This window comes from Comamonas terrigena NBRC 13299 (assembly GCF_006740045.1).
Taxonomy (GTDB): Bacteria; Pseudomonadota; Gammaproteobacteria; order Burkholderiales; family Burkholderiaceae_C; genus Comamonas; species Comamonas terrigena.
In genome coordinates, this window is record NZ_AP019749.1 from 2,338,852 (window position 1) to 2,356,086 (window position 17,235).

A 17,235-nucleotide genomic window follows, 5' to 3' on the forward strand; every position below is an offset into this window, starting at 1 on the left:
CACAATGAACCGCTCCCGCACCACCACCATCGCACCCCGCCCCGCCCTGACTGGCTGCTGCACCCTGGTGGGCGCCGGCCCGGGCGATCCGGAGCTGCTGACCATCAAGGCGCTCAAAGCCATCCAGGCGGCCACCTTGCTGCTGGTGGACGATCTGGTCTCCCCCGCCATCGTGGCCCATGCTGCGCCCTCGGCCCGCGTGGTGCATGTGGGCAAACGCGGCGGCTGCCAGAGCACGCCCCAGGCCTTCATCGAAAAACTGATGCTGATGGCGGTGCAGGAAGGAGAGAACGTGGTGCGGCTCAAAGGCGGCGACCCCTTCATCTTCGGCCGGGGCGGTGAGGAAGTGGAGCATCTGCGCGCCGCAGGCGTGGAGGTGCAGGTCATCAATGGCATCACGGCGGGGCTGGCCGGTCTGACCAGCCTGGGCGCACCGCTGACCCACCGCGACCGGGCCCATGGCGTGGTGTTCATCACCGGCCACGCCAAGCCGGGGGACGCCGGCACCGACTGGCGCCAGCTGGCCGCGACCGTCCAGGCTGCCAAGCTGACCCTGGTGGTCTACATGGGGGTCGCGGCGGCCGGGCAGATTGCGGCCGACCTGTGCGCCGGCGGTCTTGCAGCCGATACCCTGGTGGCGGCCATCCAGCACGCCAGTCTGCCCCAGCAGCGCCACGCCCTGACCTGCCTGGCCGACCTCCCCGCCGCCCTGGCGCGCGAACAGCTGGGCAGCCCCTGTGTGCTGGTGATTGGCGACGTGGTGCGCGGCGTGCAGGAGCTGGCGTTGAACTCGGCCTCGGCCTTGCCGCTGCAGGCCCTGGGCTGACGGAAAGGCAGGGGTATCCCCCTGTTTCGTGGCGGCCCGTGCACACCCCAGCGGCCAGCGCGCCCAGTTCCGCTAATATGGCGTGCTGGCCCGGCCGGTTCCCCTCGTCCACACCGGCATCGGCTGCCTTCGCAGCCCCAGGGCTCTCATTTCATCGACCACCCACTCCCCCCGCAGAATGCCAAGCTACCAAGAGCTGCTCGACCAAAAAGAAGAACTGGACCGCCTGATTGCCCAGGCACAGAAGAAAGAATCCGCCGAAGCCCTGTCCACCGTGCGCCAGCTGATCAAGGAATTCGGCTTTACCGCACAGCAGGTCTTCCCCTGGGCCGAAGAGAAGAAGGCCAAGGTCGCCGTCAAATACTACGATCCCAACACCGGCTCCAAATGGACGGGCCGCGGCAAGCCCCCCAGCTGGATTGCCGGCAAGGATTACAGCCAGTTCCTGCTGCCCACCCAGCAGCCGGCAGAAACCAAGCCGGAAATCCTGCTCTGGTAATCCAGCCCTGCGCCCGATCAAACGGCTGCCTTCCCAGGCAGCCGTTTTTCATGGTGCGGGCCCAGCCTCCAGAGCCTGGGTCGCTTTTAGCCTTACTGCTTTTGCAGCATGTAGTCCACGGTCAGGCTAGCCAGTGCGCGCACGCCGTAGATCAGGCCGGACTCGTCCACATAGAAATGCGGTGAATGGTTGGGGGCCGCCTTGGCCGGCTCGGTCCCCTTCGGGGTCACGCCCAGGTTGAAGAACAGACCCGGTGCCTCCTGCTGGTAGAACGAGAAGTCTTCCGATGCCGACGCCTTGGGCATCACCCCGTAGTTGCCGCTGCCGGCCACACGTTGCAGGGTGGGCGCCATCTGCGCCGTCAGATCGGGTGGATTCACCACGGCGTTGTACAACTCCACCACCTTCACCTTGGCCGTGGTGCCGGCACTTTCGGCAATGTTGGTGGCCGTGGTGCTGATGCGCTGGTGGATGTCTTTCTTCATGCCTTCGTCGTAGGTGCGCACGGTACCGGTCATCGACACCGCATCCGGCACGATGTTCATGCGGTTGCCGCCGTGGAATGTGCCCACGGTGATCACCGCCGGCTCCAGCGCGATATTGGACTGGCGGCTGATGATGGTCTGCAGCCCCATCACGATCTGCGAACCGGTGACGATGGGATCGATCCCCTGCCAGGGGCGGGCACCATGGGTCTGCTTACCCTGCACATCGATCCAGAACTGGTCGGCTGCGGCCATGGCCGGGCCCGGGCGCCAGGCGATCCAGCCGGCCGGGTAGCTGCTCGAGACATGCAGACCGAAGACGGCATCCACCTTGGGGTTCTGCATCACCCCTTCCTTGATCATCTGCTTGGCGCCCCAGATCTTCTGCCCGTCGGGCTCGAAGGTGGCGGGCGTTTCTTCGGCTGGCTGGAAGATGAACTTCACGCTGCCGGGCAACTGCTCCTTCATGCCCGCCAGCACTTCGGCCGTGGCCATCAGGATCGCCACATGCGCGTCATGCCCGCAGGCGTGCATCACGTCCACGTCCTTTCCCAGGAACACGCCCTTGGCCTTGGAGGCGAACGGCACATCCACCTGTTCCTTCACCGGCAGGGCATCCATGTCGGCACGCAGCGCCACCACCGGGCCGGGCTTGCCGCCCTTGAGCAGCCCCACCACACCGGTCACGGCCACGCCGGTCTTCACCTCCATGCCCAGTTTGCGCAGGTGCGCGGCCACCAGCGCAGCGGTGCGGGTTTCCAGGTTGCCCATCTCGGGATGCTGGTGGATGTCGCGGCGCCAGGCGATCAGCTGTTGCTCGATGGTTTTGGCACGGGTGTCGATCTGGGCCTGCAGGGCCTGTGCCGCGGGATGGGAGGTAGCGGGCGCAATAGCCGTGGGGGCCACAGCGGCCGCGTTCTGGGCCTGGGCCAGCGGTGCGGCCGTCCACAGGCAGGCCGCCAGCAGGACGGATGTGGCCGAAGCCACAGCGGTGCGAGGCCATGCCGTAGAGAGGGAAGCAGTCATTGGTGTCTCCTGTTGTTATGCGGTATGTCTGCGTTGACTCGCCGGGCCACAGCAGGCTGCGGCGGCGCAACCACCTCACCATAGCGCGGGACCAGACGCTCCCGCAGCATGCGCTGTCCAACGCGCGACTGCACCGTGCGCTGCGGCCCCCTGGACAACGCAAACCGCCCACCTCCCTCGCGGGCTGACACGCAGACTGGAAAGACGGCAGGGCATGCAAGCTCTCCCGGGCCCGGTGCCTGCGCAAGCTGATGGGCGCCCTCTCCTTGCGCCCACAAAAAAAGGAACGCCGCAGCGTTCCTTTGGGGGTGTGGATGGTCCGGAGGGATTACACGTTCACCATCTGCTCGATGATCTCGTCGCCAAAGCGCGAGCAGCTGACCTGCTGAGCGCCGGCCATCAGGCGGGCAAAGTCATAGGTCACCTTCTTGCTCAGGATGGTGCGTTCCATGCCTTCGACAATCAGGTCGGCTGCCTCGGTCCAGCCCATGTGGCGCAGCATCATTTCGGCGCACAGGATCATGGAGCCGGGGTTCACATAGTCCTTGCCGGCGTAGCGCGGTGCCGTGCCGTGGGTGGCTTCGAACATGGCAATGGTGCCGGACATGTTGGCACCGGGGGCAATGCCGATACCGCCCACCTGCGCTGCCAGCGCGTCGGAGATGTAGTCCCCGTTGAGGTTCATGGTGGCGATCACCGAGTATTCCACCGGCCGCAGCAGCACCTGCTGCAGGAAGGCGTCGGTGATGGAATCCTTGATGACGATGTCGGCGCCGGTGTTCGGGTTCTTCACACGCATCCAGGGGCCGCCATCGATCGGCTCTGCACCGAATTCCTTTTGCGCCACGGCGTAGCCCCAGTCGCGGAAAGCGCCTTCGGTGAACTTCATGATGTTGCCCTTGTGCACCAGGGTCACCGAAGGCTTGTCGTGGTCGATGGCGTACTGGATGGCCTTGCGCACCAGGCGCTCCGTGCCTTCACGCGAAATGGGCTTGATGCCGATGCCCGATGTCTCGGGGAAACGGATCTTCTGCACGCCCAGTTCCTTGCTCAGGAAATCGATCAGGCGCTGTGCGCGGTCGGAACAGGCTTCAAATTCGATCCCGGCATAAATGTCTTCCGAGTTCTCGCGGAAGATGACCATATTGGTTTTCTCGGGCTCGCGCACCGGCGAAGGCACGCCACGGAAATGGCGCACCGGGCGCAGGCAGACATACAGGTCCAGTTCCTGGCGCAGCGTGACGTTCAGCGAACGGATACCGCCACCCACCGGCGTGGTCAGCGGCCCCTTGATGGACACCGGATGGGTGCGCACCGCGTCCATGGTCTCGGCCGGCAGCCACATATCGGGGCCGTACAGGCCCACGGCTTTCTCGCCCGCATAGATTTCCATCCAGTGGATCTGGCGCTTGCCGCCATAGATCTGGGCCACGGCAGCATCCACTACTTTGCGCATCACCGGGCTCACGTCCACCCCCACGCCGTCACCCTGGATGAAGGGGATGATGGGCTGGTCGGGCACATTCAGCGTCTGGTCGGCGTTGACGGTGATGTTCTGGCCAGCGGGTGGCACCTGGATGTGCTGGTAAGCGGTCATGTCGTGAAGGTCTCCGGATAATGTGATGCAGCGATTGCAAACGATTCTATCGACTGCACCCGCGCTTTCGCGCGAACTGCCGACTTTGGCGTGGCACGGGGATGACAGTACGCAAACTGCGCCGGCCGCACACTTGCCGCGCATCCCCTGCACCATGGCGCACAATGTGGCGCATGTTGGCCGCCGCCAGGCGGAGTCCAGACTGTTTTTGACGAGACCCTTGATGCGCCACGCTCCCGTTCCCCTGTTGATGTCCACACTGCGCCGCCTGGGCGCGCTGTGCCTGCTGGTCAACGCCCTGGCCGGCCCGGCCCAGGCCCGCACCGAAGCGCCTACTGCGCCCCAGGGCCAGCCCCAGATGAACTTGCCACGCACGGAAATGCACATTGGCATGTACCGCATCGATGCCCAGGTGGCCCATACCTACGACACGCGCCAGACCGGGCTGATGTTCCGCCAGAGCATGCCTTCCCAGGAAGGCATGCTGTTTGTCTTTTCCCAGCCCGGCGTGCAGTGCTTCTGGATGCGCAACACCGTGCTACCGCTGACGGCAGCCTTCGTGGCCGACGACGGCACCATTGTGAATCTGGAAGACATGAAACCCATGACCGAGACCTCGCACTGCTCGGCCCGGCCAGTGCGCTTTGTGCTGGAGATGAACCAGGGCTGGTTTGCCCAGCGCGGCATCAAGGCAGGCACCAAGATTCTGGGCGAGGCCTTCCGCCCCTGACGTTCCGGGGGATGCCCTCTATCCCCTGCCCCTACCTACGCCAGCCAACTTCCGACAACGGCCTGCGCCGACGACGCAGCGCAAACCCAGGCGGACAGGGGCTGCTCCGTGCAGCACGGCGCAAACAGCTGAACAGCCGAACAACCAAACGGTCACCAGGCGCTGTGTGTGCCGCTCAGCACAATGGGACCTTTGGGCATGCGCACGCCGGTGCCTGGGTGCGCGAACAAAATGGTGCTTCCACCCTCGGGCAGCACACGCTCGAACACGATGCTGCCATTGCGGTGCAGATTGACCCACACGCCGGGCTGGTGGTCCGACTCCTTGCGGCACGGGTCGCCGTCCAGGTTCTGCCAGCCATCCTCGGCGCACAGGCTGCGGGTCACCACATGGTGCAGCATGCGCCGCGAGGACTCGTGCTCCTGGTTCACCTGCAACCACGACGTCTGCAGGCATTCATAGGCTCCCTGCAGCGTGCTGCAGCGGGGCAAATGGGCAATGCGGGCAAACAATGCCTGCAACAAGAATTCGTACGAATGCCGCATGACTGACCTCCCTGGGAGGCGGCTGCATCATGGTGCTGCCGCTTTTTTGCAAGCATTCTCTTACGACCACCATGCAACACTCGATGCGCTTGCCCATACCCTTGGTCGCACAGGGATATGGTGCGCGCTCATGCCGATGGCAAAAAGCAAAAAGCCTCCCAAGGGAGGCTTTTCTCGCCATCTTTGCAGCCGGAAAGAAGACCGGGCGCAGCGGCGCCAGGGGCCCGCGGCGATGGGTCTGCCGACAGGCTAGCGCGCCATCAGGCGGCGAAGTTGGCTTCGGCAAACTTCCAGTTCACCAGCTTGTCAAAGAAGGTTTCGACAAACTTGGGACGGGCGTTGCGGTAGTCGATGTAGTACGCGTGTTCCCACACGTCCACCGTCAGCAGTGCCTTGTCGCCGGTGGTCAGGGGGGTGCCGGCAGCGCCCATGTTGACGATGTCCACGGAACCGTCGGCCTTCTTCACCAGCCAGGTCCAGCCAGAACCGAAGTTGCCCACGGCCGAGGCCACGAAAGCCTTCTTGAAGTCGGCGTAAGAGCCCCACTTCTGGTTGATGGCATCCGCCAGAGCGCCGGTGGGTGCAGCACCGCCATTGGGGGTCATGCAGTTCCAGAAGAACGTGTGGTTCCAGATCTGGGCTGCCTGGTTGTAGATGCCGCCCGAAGACTTCTTGATCACGTCTTCCAGCTCCATGTTTTCAAACTCGGTGCCCACTTGCAGTTCGTTGAGCTTGACCACATACGCGTTGTGGTGCTTGCCGTGGTGGTACTCCAGCGTTTCCTGGCTGTAAGCAGGAGCCAGGGCGTCGATCGCGTAAGGCAGTGGGGGCAGAGTGCGTTCCATGGTGGTGTTCCTCGTGGTTGGATGTTGTGGTGTTCTGCAAGCGCTGCCGCACCCAGGTGCATGCCAGCTGCTTGACCGCAGCCGCGGCAAGGCTGGCATGGCTTTGATGCAGCGCAAACCAGCTTCAGCTCACTGCGCATTGTAGAAAGAAGCGCGGGCCTGTTGCGGTATTCGCGCACACACGGTGCGCGTTTTGTGTTGCCGGGATACATGGCATCGCCGGTTTTGCTCTACAGTGCGCGCGCCACCTTGCCCACGCGGTGCCAAAGCACCGAATCACAGCAACTTGGGCTGGGTGACGGTCACATCGACACTGCCATCCGACAGGTGTGCCTTGAGCGCCGCACCCACCGGGGCGTCCACCACCCGGGTGACCGCGCGGCCAGAGCTGTCGGTCAGCAGGCTGTAGCCGCGCTGCAGCACGCGGCGCGGGTCCAGCAATTCCAGGCGGTGTGCCAGCTGCGTCAGGTGCTGGCGGCGTTGCTGCAGCTGGCGCTGCAGCATGGGCATCAGATTGGCCTGCTGTGCCCCAAGCACCTGTGTGTGCTGCTGCACCTGCAACAGCACCGCATGCCGCAGCTGCTGACCCAGGCGCTCGCAGCGCAGGCGCTGCTGGGCCAGATTGCCCGAGGGGCGGCCCAGGCGCTGCGCCGCCAGATCCAGGCGCTGGCCCTGCCGGTCCAGCCAGCGGTCCATGCCGCCCTGCACACGGGATTCCAGCTGGTCCAGCGCAGCCAGCCAGGCATCACGCGGCTGGGCCACCAGCTCGGCAGCCGCCGTGGGCGTAGGGGCCCGCAGGTCGGCACAGAAGTCGGCAATGGTGAAATCGGTCTCGTGCCCCACCCCGCTGACCAGCGGCACCGGACTGCGCACCACGGTGCGGGCCAGCAACTCATCATTGAAAGCCCACAGGTCTTCCATGGAGCCGCCACCGCGCACCAGCAAGATCACATCAATCGGCGGCTCACCGGCACGCGGGTGCAAAGCCCGTGCGTAGAGCTGTTCCAAGGCCGCCACCAGCGAAGCCGGCGCCGCGGCCCCCTGCACCATGGCCGGGGCCAGCACCACCGGGATGTGCGGCACACGCCGCTGCAAGGCCGTCGCCACGTCGTGCAGCGCCGCCGCGCCGGGCGAGGTGACCAGGCCGATGCCGCGCGGCATCACCGGCAGCGGGCGCTTGCGGTCGGCATCGAACAGGCCTTCGCCCTCCAACTGGGCCTTGAGGCGCAGGAACTGCTCGAACAAAGCCCCCTGCCCGGCACGCTGCAGGCTTTCGACGATCAGTTGCAGATCGCCACGCTGCTCGTACACGCCCAGACGCCCGCGCAATTCCACCAGTTCGCCGTCGCGCGGCGTAAAGGCCAGGGAGCTGGCGGCGCGGCGGAACATGGCACAGCGGATCTGGCCCGCCGTGTCCTTGATCGAGAAATAGCAATGCCCGCTGGCAGCACGGGAAAACCCGGTGATCTCTCCGCGCACCGTGACCGGATTGAAACGTGCTTCCAGTGCATCGGCCACCGCACGGCACAGTGCGCCCACGGACCAGACTGTAGGAGAAGCAGAGGACTGATAAGGGTCAAACATGGCGCGGCCTCAACTTGCCAGAGCGGCAGAAAGTCGTGCATATCCACAGCGGAACACATTTACCTTCTGGCTGATGTTTGCACAGAAATCTTCCATGAGCACTTGCAAATACATCTTTAATTTATTGAATTCAAAAGGTTTTTTAAATTTTTCCGCAACGCAGCAGATTCACACAAGGTTCACATTGCCTGCGGCTGGCATTCCGGAGCATTGCTTCCCCACAAAGTTATCCACAGGATTTTTTGTGCTATAGGCGCGCAGGCGAAACCTGCGCGGGCAAAATGCCCCGCTGCGGCGCGTAGGACGGTGCCGCACTGCGCCATAATGGCCCGCTGCTGCCCCATCACGCGGAAAGAAGAAACCTTGCTCTCGATCATACAAGCCGCAGGCTGGCCGATCTGGCCCCTGATTGCCTGCTCCATTCTGGCCCTCGCCCTGATCATTGAACGCTTCCTGGCCTTGCGCGATGCCAAGGTGGCGCCGCCCCAGTTGCTGCAGGAAGCCATCTCCGTCACCCACAACGGCCTGCCCGGTGAGCAGACCGTCACCCAGCTGGCGCAGAACAGTGCCCTGGGCGAAGTGCTGGCCAGCAGCCTGCTACTGCTCACGCGCAACCCCCATGCCAGCGATGAAGACGTGCGCGCCACGCTGGAAAACACCGGCCGTGCCGTGGCCCACCGCCTGGAAAAGTACCTGGGCGCACTGGCCACCATCGCCTCGGCAGCGCCCCTGCTGGGGCTGCTGGGCACCGTGATCGGCATGATCGAGATCTTCGGCTCGCAGTCGGGCGGCGGTGCGGTCGGAGGCGGCAACCCGGCCCAGCTCGCACACGGCATCTCGATCGCGCTGTACAACACGGCGTTCGGTCTGATTGTGGCCATCCCCACCCTGATCTTCTGGCGCTATTTCCGAGCCCGCGTGGACAGCTTCCTGCTGAGCCTGGAGCTGTCGTCCGAACAGTTCGCGCGCCATCTGGCACAGCTGCGCGCTTGAGCCACGCCCTTACCGAAGCAAAGACCGCCCCATGGCACTGAACTTCCGCCCCCGCCGCACCGAAGAGCCGGAGATCAATCTGATCCCCTTCATCGATGTGCTGCTGGTGGTGCTCATCTTTCTGATGCTGTCCACCACCTACAGCCGCTTCACCGAGCTGCAACTGACGCTGCCCGTGGCCGATGTGGAGCAGCAGCGTGACCGCCCGCGCGAGGTGTTGATCGCCGTCACCGCCGAAGGCAACTATGTGATCGGCAAGCAGGCCCTGGCCGATCGCAGCGTGGACGCTGTGGCCGCAGGCCTGCGCGCGGCCGCCAAGGCAGGCAGCGACAGCATCGTCATCATCAACGCCGACGCTGCGGCCCCCCACCAGGCCGTGGTGACAGTGATGGAGGCCGCACGCCGCGCCAGCCTGTCGCAGATCACGTTTGCCACGCAAACGTCTGCCGGAGCGAAGCGCTGAACCTGGCCCACGCCGCCCTGGACGCACCACTGCGCCGCCGCGTCGCCCTGCCATAGCCCTTCACCGATTCACACGCATGGCATCTCCGTCCCCCGCCTCTCCTTCCAATCCCGGCAACAACGCTGGCGGCAGTGCCCGGCGCGCCGCCTGGCTGCGCCGCATCTGGCAGCGCCGCGGTGCGCTGGCCTGGGCGCTGTGGCCGCTGTCGCTGCTGTACGGCACACTGGCCGCCCGCCAGCGCCGCAGCGATGCCGCCCACGCCGGGCATGCCGGCTTGCCCACCATCGTGGTCGGCAATGTGATTGCCGGGGGTGCGGGCAAGACGCCGGTCACCCAGGCCATCGTCGGCCACCTCCAGCGCAGTGGCTGGACGCCCGGCATCATCTCGCGCGGCTATGGCCGCAACACCCAGGATTGCCGTGCAGTGCTGCCCCAGTCCGCTCCCGAGGATGTGGGCGATGAGCCCCTGCTGCTGGCCCGCAGCACTGGCGTGCCGGTGTTCGTGGCCCCACAGCGCCTGGACGCCGCCCGCGCGCTGCGCACGGCCCATCCGGAGGTCGACATCCTGGTGTGCGACGACGGCCTGCAGCACACGGCACTGGCCCGGGATGTGGAAATCTGCGTCTTCCACGATGGCGGTATCGGCAATGGCTGGCAATTGCCGGCCGGGCCGCTGCGCGAGCCCTGGCCCCGCCCCGTGGATGCGGTGTTGCACACCGGCCCGGCGCCGGGGCACACCCCGCCCAGCCAGCCGGTGTTCGCCATGCAACGCCAGCTCGCGCCCTACGCCCTGCGCTCCGACGGCCACCATGTGCCGCTGGCACAGTTGGCAGACCGCCCGCTGCACGCCCTGGCTGCTGTGGCCCGGCCCGAACGTTTCTTTGCCATGCTGCAAGACCAGGGTTTGCAGCTGGCACAGGCCCAGGCCCTGCCCGATCACTACAATTTTGAGAGCTGGCAGCGGCCGGCGGATCCAGACGCGCTACTGATCTGCACCGAAAAAGATGCCGTCAAGCTGTGGCCGCTGCAGCCCGACGCACTGGCCGTGCCGCTGGAGCTGGACATTCCACAGGCTTTTTTTGACCTGCTGGACCAGCGCCTGACCACCGCCCGCCTATCATCGGCAGCTGTCAACAGCCCCCGGCCCGCCACGCCCTGAGCCCTTTGCGGCGCATGGCAACGCACAGCGCCTGCCTTTTTTACCGAATAACGAAAGCACACGCCATGGATCCCAAACTGCTTGAACTGCTGGTCTGCCCCGTCACCAAGGGCCCGCTGCGCTACGACGCCGAGCGCAAGGAACTGGTCTCGCGCAGCGCCCGCCTGGCCTACCCGGTGCGCGACGGCATTCCCGTTCTACTGGAAAACGAAGCCCGCACGCTGAGCGACGAAGAATTGGAAGCCTGAATTTCCCTGGAAAGCCCTGCCGCCATGTCTTCTGCTGCTCCGTTCACCGTCCTGATCCCGGCGCGCCTGGCCTCCAGCCGCCTGCCCAACAAGCCGCTGGCCGACATTGCCGGCCTGCCCATGGTGGTGCGCGTGGCGCGCCAGGCTGCGCAAAGCGGCGCCACCCGCGTCGTGGTGGCCGGTGACAGCCCCGCCATCCTGCAGGCCTGCGCCGAACACGGTGTGCAGGCGGTGCTCACGCGCGAAGACCACCCCAGCGGCAGCGACCGCCTGGCCGAGGCCTGCTCCGCGCTGGGCCTGGATGGCGACGACATCGTGGTCAACGTGCAAGGCGATGAGCCCCTGATCGATCCGGCATTGGTCGGCGCCGTGGCCTGCCTGTTGCAGGACCGCCCGCAGGCCAGCATGTCCACCGCAGCCCACCCCATCGAGACTCTGGTGGACTACCAGAACCCCAATGTGGTGAAAGTGGTGTGCAATGCCGTGGGTCTGGCGCACTACTTCAGCCGCGCTCCCATTCCCCACCACCGTGACCAGAATGGCACCGCCTGGTGGCAGGCCACGCAGACCAGTGCCAGCGCAGGTTATGGCCCACTGCGCCACATTGGAATTTACGCATACCGGGCAGGGTTTTTGCGCCAGTTTCCGCAGCTCACACCCGCGCCGACCGAGCAGGTGGAAGCGCTGGAACAGCTGCGCGCGCTGTGGCACGGCCACCAGATCGCCGTGCATGTGACACAGCATGCGCCCGGCGCTGGCGTGGACACGCCCGAAGACTTGGAGCGCGTGCGCGCGCTGCTGGCCGGTCGCTGAACTGTCACAAAGCGCAAAATGAGAGCGGTTTATGCTCACGTTTCCATGATTTGCATGCAAAAGCCTCTTTAAGTCCTGTAAACATAAGCATGCAAAGCTCTCATTTTTGCTTTTCCCGACAAAAGTCTTCTACAAGATCGCAAGTCACTCTTGCACAAGACCTGCACACAGCCCGGCACCAGCGTGCTGGCGGCACACCGTGCACCGCCTCGGTGCTTGCAGGCACATGGCGTGCCGTCAAGCGGTGCAGGCCCCAGCGCCGTGTAAGCGCCTGTCAGGTGCACGCGTGCTATCCTTGCCCGCGAAAAAACATATGCCGGTCCGCCATCCACCCAGCTTGACGCTGGGTTTCTTGTGTCGGACCGCTGCCACGCTTTCATACATCCCGAGGAATTCCATGAAACTGATCTTGTTGGGCGCACCTGGCGCCGGCAAAGGCACGCAAGCCACTTTCATCTGCCAGAAATACGGCATTCCACAGATCTCCACCGGCGACATGCTGCGCGCCGCTGTCAAGGCCGGCACCCCCCTGGGCCTGGAGGCCAAGGCCGTGATGGACGCAGGCCAGCTGGTCAGCGACGACCTGATCATCAATCTGGTCAAGGAACGCATCGCCCAGGCCGACTGCGCCAACGGTTTCCTGTTTGACGGCTTCCCCCGCACCATCCCCCAGGCCGATGCCATGAAGGCCGCCGGCGTGAAGCTGGACTACGTGCTGGAAATCGACGTGCCCTTCGACGCCATCATCGAGCGCATGAGCGGCCGCCGCAGCCACCCCGCTTCGGGCCGCACCTACCACGTCAAGTTCAACCCGCCCAAGGTTGAAGGCAAGGACGACGTGACTGGCGAACCCCTGGTGCAGCGCGAGGATGACAAGGAAGAAACCGTCAAGAAGCGCCTGGATGTGTACAGCAACCAGACCCGCCCTCTGGTGGACTACTACAGCAACTGGGCCAAGGCCGACGCTGCTGCAGCCCCCAAGTACCGCGCCATCAGCGGCACGGGCACCGTGGAAGAGATCACCGCCCGCGCCCTGGCCGCCCTGGCTTCCTGATCGAATCAGAGCCCTTGCGGCAGTGACGGGCGCTGGCCTGCACTGCCGCCCCATAAAAAAGGCTGGTGACAACACCAGCCTTTTTTATGGGGCGCGGGAACTGACTGCCTGAATTCCGGACGCGCCTGCCTTGCGCCAAAGGCCTCACAGCATGCTGTCGACCCGCCGGTCTTGCGCACGCCCCGCGTAAAAGCGCATCTTCTCGGCATACATGGCCTGGTCGGCCCGGTGCACCACCGCTTCCATGCTGGCCCCCTCCCGCCCGCAGGCATGGCCCATGGCCAGATGGATGGTCTGCCCGGGGTAGAACTGGTTGTTCAGCTCCAGCAGCGACAGAATGCGCTCCTGCATGGCCTGGGCACCGCGCTCGTCGGTGCCGGGCAACAGCACCATGAATTCGTCACCGCCGATGCGCGCCGCGCAGGCCGGCGCATCCACCGCCTTGGTCAGCACCTCGCCAATACGGCGCAGCATGGCATCGCCTGCGGCATGGCCGTGGTCGTCGTTCACGCCCTTGAGACCGTTCATGTCGATGGCAATCACCGACAGCGGCCATGGCCCCTTACGCGACAACCGGTTGAGCTCTTCCGTATAGAAGGCACGGTTGCGCAACTGGGTCAGCACATCGTGCTTACCCAGGTATTCCAGGTAGGACTCGGCCTTTTTGCGGGCCGTGATGTCCACCAGCGACAGCAGCACCAGATCCCAGTTCCGGACATGGCTGTTCATGATGGCGAACTCCATGTGGATGTGCAGCACATCGCCAGTCAGCGAATAGTTCACCACCTCACGCTGCTGCACCAGCTTGCCATCCCACAGATCCTGCAACTGCTCGGCAAAGGAATCGTACATCTCGCCCCGGAACACCTGGGACAGGTTGTGCAGCAGATTGGCCTTGCTGCTGGCGCCGAACATCTCCAGTGTCTGCTGATTGACGTCGATCACGCGGATTTCCTGCATGCAGCGGGTGACGAACTCAGGGTGCACCTTCAAGAACGTACGGAAGTCGCGGATGCCGCGCTCGCGCACCTCGTCCAGCAGTTGCTTGACCGCGCTGAAGTCTTCCACCCACAGCGAGACCGGGGAGTGGGCAAACAAATCCCGCGCGTACTGTTCGCTGGCCTGCAGACGCTGCGTGCTCATCACCTCGGCGGTGATGTCTTCCAGCGACACCAGCACACGGCTCCAGCTGTCTTCATATCCGGGCAGCACGCGAAAACGCACCTGAATGTCCATGCGCCGGCCATCCAGCGCGTAGTTCACCGAGCGGTTGGCGAAGCTCAGCTGCCCGTCCCACAGGGCCAGCAGCTCGGCGACGATGCTGTCGTGCATATCGCCGCGGAACACCTCATCCAGGCGATTTTGCAGCGTGGCCTGGTCAGGGGCCTTGAAAAGCTCCAGCGTGTACTGGTTGACGCGCAGCACCTGGAAGCACTGGCTGCATTGCTGCACGCGCCGGGAGTCCTCGCGGAAAAACTGCTGCAAATCGGTGACGCCTGCTGCGCGCCATTGCGCGAACAACTGCTTGAGCCCGCTGTAATCCTCCATCCACAGGGATATGGGGGCGAGGTCAAACATGTCCTCAAAATCCAGGCCGCTCGCGAGAGAATTGGTCACCACTAACACCTCCGTGCGCGATTATTGCTTACCGCGCTGGGTGCACATTCCTCTTCTCTACCGGTTGTAAGTTTTTGTGAGAATTTCGTGCGCGCCACGCGACAGCTCCGTACAGCTGGCGCTGTGCAGACCCCGGGTTGGCGAGATTTTCCAGCGGACCTCGACTGCAACACGCTATCGCCTGCCTACCTGCGGGTTGGGCTCGCAGGCCTGCACGTATTCACGCCGCGCAACAAGCCCGCCCCCCACCCTATGGCGGCGTGGCCTGCCGCACCGGCACGGATTTCGGGCTAGCGGTCCGTGCGCGGCCAGCCCATCAATTCCAGCATCAGACTGGTGCGCGCCTTCACGGCAGACAAGGCGCTGACACGGCTGTCATCGGCGTCTTCGGCCTGCACAATGCGCCCGCGCTCGCAACGCGTGCTGCGGCGTACCGCCAGGCCCCGGCTTTGCGCCACTTCGAGTGCGGCATCCAACGCCTGGTGGGTGGTGCCGTTGCCTGTGCCGGCCACCACCAGCCCGCGCACGCCAGCGCTGCACAGCGCCTGGACCACCGCCTGCATCACCGGCCCGCTGCAGCCTGCATGACTAACCAGGATTTCCACCTGAGGCCATTCGGCAGGCGGGCGCAGCGCGCCCACCGGCGGAATCTTCGGCGCCGACAGAGCGGCCCCGTCCACGGCGCCGGCCCAGCGTACCCGCCCCTCTTCCACCCAGCCCTGCGGGCCCCTGTCACCGCCGTCAAATGCGTCCACCCGGTAGGGATGCACCTTGCGCACCTGGCGGGCACTGAACACCAGCCCGGCCATCACGGCCAGCACGCCGCGCCCGGCCGCATGGACATCGGCTGTGCAAATCACAGCATCCCGCAGATTGCCAGGCCCATCGGCCGAAATGGCACTGGCCGGACGCATGGCACAGGTCAGCACCACGGGTTTGGCTGGCTGCAGCACACACTGCAAGAACCAGGCGGTTTCTTCCAGGGTATCGGTGCCGTGGGTGATGACAATGCCCCCCACATCGGCACGCTCCAGCAATTGGCTGCAGCGCACTGCCAGCGCATGCCAGGTGGTGTGGTCCATGTCCTTGCTGTCCAGCTGGGCCACTTGTTCGGCCTGCAGTGGTGCTTTTGCAACGCGTTCCAGGTCGGGCACCGCCTGCAGCAGTTGCGCCACACCCAGCTGTGCCGGACGGTAGCCCACATGGGCCCCCGCAGAGTCCGCGACCCCGGCAATCGTGCCGCCGGTCCCCAGAATGACGATGGTTTTGCCACTTTCCACTTGCAGTCCTTTGCAAACTGGTCAAAAATACAGGTACTGGATGAACGCACAGTATTCATCCCCATTGATCGAGGAATGCCCATGGACCACCCCAAGCTCACCCCCCGGCAGCAGCAGATTCTGGATCTGATCCAGTCTGCCATCAGCCGCACTGGCGCGCCCCCAACCCGGGCCGAGATCGCCAGCACGCTGGGTTTCAAGTCGGCCAATGCCTCGGAGGAACACCTCAAGGCCCTGGCCCGCAAGGGCGTGATCGAGCTGGTCAGCGGCACTTCGCGCGGCATCCGCCTGTGCGTGGACACCGTGCGCAGCATCAACGCAGCCCGCGGCAACGTCTTTGCCCTGCCTCTTACCGCCATGCAGCCGCTGCTGCTGCCGCTGGTGGGCCGTGTCGCTGCAGGCTCGCCCATTCTGGCCCAAGAACACATCGACCAGACCTATTCGGTGGAAGCCAGCATGTTCGCCCACAAGCCCGACTACCTGCTGAAGGTGCGCGGCATGTCCATGCGGGACGCCGGCATCCTGGACGGCGACCTGCTGGCCGTGCAGTCCACCCATGAGGCCCGCAACGGCCAGATCGTCGTGGCCCGCCTGGGTGATGACGTCACCGTCAAGCGCCTGCGCCGCACCGGCTCGCAGATCGAACTGCTGCCAGAAAACCCCGACTACCCCGTCATCCAGGTCAATCCCGAGGAGCCCTTCGCCATCGAAGGGCTGGCCGTGGGCCTGATCCGCAACTCGGCGCACATGTAGCGCACGGCCCTTCTACCGGGCTTCCAGTGGCGCGCTCAGCGTTGCCACCCAGGCCCTTGACCGCGGAAGCGCCGCCCAGCCGCTTCCGCCACCACCACGGTTCTGTACTGCGGCCTGCGCGGCCGTGCGGGGCCGTTTTGCCCAGAATTTGTCTCTCCGATCAGGTGTGTGCAGCCTGAGGGAGTAGGTTTGCCCGGAAAACTGCACAACAGAAAGCGAGCTCCCCCATGCGCCTGTTCACCACCTCCAGCACCCCGGTCGGCTTTACCCTCACTGCCCCCTTGTCCATGCCGATCCAGCGCCATCCGGGCCTGCGCGCCCATCGTGCGGCAGCGTCTGCTGGCACAAACGCAGCATCCGCCGCCAGTGCCAACGACAGCCGCTATTTCAGCGTGGCCATGGACGACAAGGTGCGCGTCCTGCGTCGCGACGTGGGCGACCGCGCCCGCATGGTGCTCAGCGGTCGCATGGCCGATGTCTGCGCCGCCCTGGAAAACATGAGCCGCGCCGAAACGGTGTCCTTGGCTGGCTGAGCCATGCCGCCCGGCGCCGCCATACGCGGCCCGTGTGCGGCACCAGATCCTGCGCAGGGAGAATTGCAGCGTCCGAACTTGCCAGGCCTGCGCGCGCAAGGGGCGCAATCCCGGAACATCTGGCAGTCCGGCGGACTGCCCCCGTACTGCAGCGCATGCACCACGGCAACCGGCTTCAGGCTCGC

The 17,235-nt window shown here is 65.0% G+C and carries 19 protein-coding genes; 11 read left to right on the plus strand and 8 right to left on the minus strand.

Annotated features, from left to right (window positions below; genetic code table 11):
• The first annotated feature begins 4 nt into the window (after positions 1 to 4).
• A complete protein-coding gene (cobA, locus tag CT3_RS10585; RefSeq protein ID WP_066531907.1) occupies positions 5 to 826 on the plus strand; it encodes a uroporphyrinogen-III C-methyltransferase in 822 nt (273 codons plus the stop codon).
• A gap of 178 nt (positions 827 to 1,004) precedes the next feature.
• Positions 1,005 to 1,325, plus strand: a complete 321-nt coding sequence (locus CT3_RS10590; RefSeq protein ID WP_066531909.1) for an H-NS histone family protein — start codon at positions 1,005 to 1,007, stop codon at positions 1,323 to 1,325.
• A 92-nt stretch (positions 1,326 to 1,417) separates the two neighbouring features.
• Here CT3_RS10590 and CT3_RS10595 read toward each other — a convergent pair whose 3' ends face one another.
• Both CT3_RS10595 and icd read right to left on the minus strand, forming a co-directional pair.
• Positions 1,418 to 2,836 carry an amidohydrolase gene (locus tag CT3_RS10595; protein ID WP_066531918.1) on the minus strand — a complete coding sequence of 473 codons (1,419 nt, stop codon included), beginning with the start codon at positions 2,834 to 2,836 and terminating at the stop codon, positions 1,418 to 1,420.
• Between the two features lie 328 nt (positions 2,837 to 3,164).
• Positions 3,165 to 4,433 carry an NADP-dependent isocitrate dehydrogenase gene (gene icd, locus CT3_RS10600; RefSeq protein ID WP_066531928.1) on the minus strand — a complete coding sequence of 423 codons (1,269 nt, stop codon included), beginning with the start codon at positions 4,431 to 4,433 and terminating at the stop codon, positions 3,165 to 3,167.
• A 223-nt stretch (positions 4,434 to 4,656) separates the two neighbouring features.
• On the opposite strand from icd, the gene CT3_RS10605 reads away from it, so the two are divergent.
• Complete coding sequence (locus tag CT3_RS10605) at positions 4,657 to 5,163, plus strand: DUF192 domain-containing protein (protein WP_066531933.1); 507 nt, start codon at positions 4,657 to 4,659, stop codon at positions 5,161 to 5,163.
• A 152-nt stretch (positions 5,164 to 5,315) separates the two neighbouring features.
• Here CT3_RS10605 and CT3_RS10610 read toward each other — a convergent pair whose 3' ends face one another.
• From CT3_RS10610 to CT3_RS10625, 4 genes are all read right to left on the minus strand, one after another.
• Entirely contained in the window at positions 5,316 to 5,708 is a 393-nt protein-coding gene (locus CT3_RS10610; RefSeq protein ID WP_066531938.1) for a hypothetical protein, read from the minus strand.
• Between the two features lie 260 nt (positions 5,709 to 5,968).
• Entirely contained in the window at positions 5,969 to 6,553 is a 585-nt protein-coding gene (locus tag CT3_RS10615; protein WP_066531943.1) for a superoxide dismutase, read from the minus strand.
• 276 nt (positions 6,554 to 6,829) lie between these two features.
• A complete protein-coding gene (gene xseA / locus CT3_RS10620) occupies positions 6,830 to 8,137 on the minus strand; it encodes an exodeoxyribonuclease VII large subunit (protein ID WP_066531947.1) in 1,308 nt (435 codons plus the stop codon).
• Between the two features lie 179 nt (positions 8,138 to 8,316).
• The gene (locus tag CT3_RS10625; protein WP_127446212.1) at positions 8,317 to 8,514 is read right to left on the minus strand and encodes a hypothetical protein; all 198 of its coding nucleotides are present in this window, start codon (positions 8,512 to 8,514) and stop codon (positions 8,317 to 8,319) included.
• On the opposite strand from CT3_RS10625, the gene CT3_RS10630 reads away from it, so the two are divergent.
• The 6 genes from CT3_RS10630 to adk all read left to right on the plus strand — a co-directional run bounded on the left by CT3_RS10630 (position 8,501) and on the right by adk (position 12,867).
• A complete protein-coding gene (locus tag CT3_RS10630) occupies positions 8,501 to 9,130 on the plus strand; it encodes a MotA/TolQ/ExbB proton channel family protein (protein ID WP_066533290.1) in 630 nt (209 codons plus the stop codon). The genes CT3_RS10625 and CT3_RS10630 overlap by 14 nt on opposite strands.
• A gap of 37 nt (positions 9,131 to 9,167) precedes the next feature.
• Positions 9,168 to 9,593 (plus strand): ExbD/TolR family protein, encoded by a 426-nt coding sequence (locus CT3_RS10635; RefSeq protein ID WP_066533291.1) that lies wholly within the window; start codon positions 9,168 to 9,170, stop codon positions 9,591 to 9,593.
• Positions 9,594 to 9,669: 76 nt separating this feature from the next.
• Positions 9,670 to 10,752, plus strand: a complete 1,083-nt coding sequence (gene lpxK, locus CT3_RS10640) for a tetraacyldisaccharide 4'-kinase (RefSeq protein WP_083520173.1) — start codon at positions 9,670 to 9,672, stop codon at positions 10,750 to 10,752.
• A gap of 65 nt (positions 10,753 to 10,817) precedes the next feature.
• A complete protein-coding gene (locus tag CT3_RS10645; RefSeq protein WP_066531949.1) occupies positions 10,818 to 11,000 on the plus strand; it encodes a Trm112 family protein in 183 nt (60 codons plus the stop codon).
• 24 nt (positions 11,001 to 11,024) lie between these two features.
• Positions 11,025 to 11,813 (plus strand): 3-deoxy-manno-octulosonate cytidylyltransferase, encoded by a 789-nt coding sequence (gene kdsB, locus CT3_RS10650; protein WP_066531952.1) that lies wholly within the window; start codon positions 11,025 to 11,027, stop codon positions 11,811 to 11,813.
• A gap of 397 nt (positions 11,814 to 12,210) precedes the next feature.
• The gene (gene adk / locus CT3_RS10655; protein ID WP_066531958.1) at positions 12,211 to 12,867 is read left to right on the plus strand and encodes an adenylate kinase; all 657 of its coding nucleotides are present in this window, start codon (positions 12,211 to 12,213) and stop codon (positions 12,865 to 12,867) included.
• A 144-nt stretch (positions 12,868 to 13,011) separates the two neighbouring features.
• Here the strand turns inward: adk and CT3_RS10660 are convergent, their stop codons facing one another.
• Complete coding sequence (locus CT3_RS10660) at positions 13,012 to 14,445, minus strand: sensor domain-containing diguanylate cyclase (RefSeq protein WP_225608670.1); 1,434 nt, start codon at positions 14,443 to 14,445, stop codon at positions 13,012 to 13,014.
• Positions 14,446 to 14,774: 329 nt separating this feature from the next.
• Complete coding sequence (locus tag CT3_RS10665; RefSeq protein WP_083520174.1) at positions 14,775 to 15,764, minus strand: asparaginase; 990 nt, start codon at positions 15,762 to 15,764, stop codon at positions 14,775 to 14,777.
• 81 nt (positions 15,765 to 15,845) lie between these two features.
• On the opposite strand from CT3_RS10665, the gene lexA reads away from it, so the two are divergent.
• Positions 15,846 to 16,517 carry a transcriptional repressor LexA gene (gene lexA, locus CT3_RS10670; RefSeq protein WP_066533294.1) on the plus strand — a complete coding sequence of 224 codons (672 nt, stop codon included), beginning with the start codon at positions 15,846 to 15,848 and terminating at the stop codon, positions 16,515 to 16,517.
• A gap of 227 nt (positions 16,518 to 16,744) precedes the next feature.
• Positions 16,745 to 17,050: a hypothetical protein gene (locus tag CT3_RS10675; RefSeq protein ID WP_066531964.1), complete on the plus strand. Its 306-nt coding sequence runs from the start codon at positions 16,745 to 16,747 to the stop codon at positions 17,048 to 17,050.
• The last annotated feature ends 185 nt before the right edge of the window (positions 17,051 to 17,235 follow it).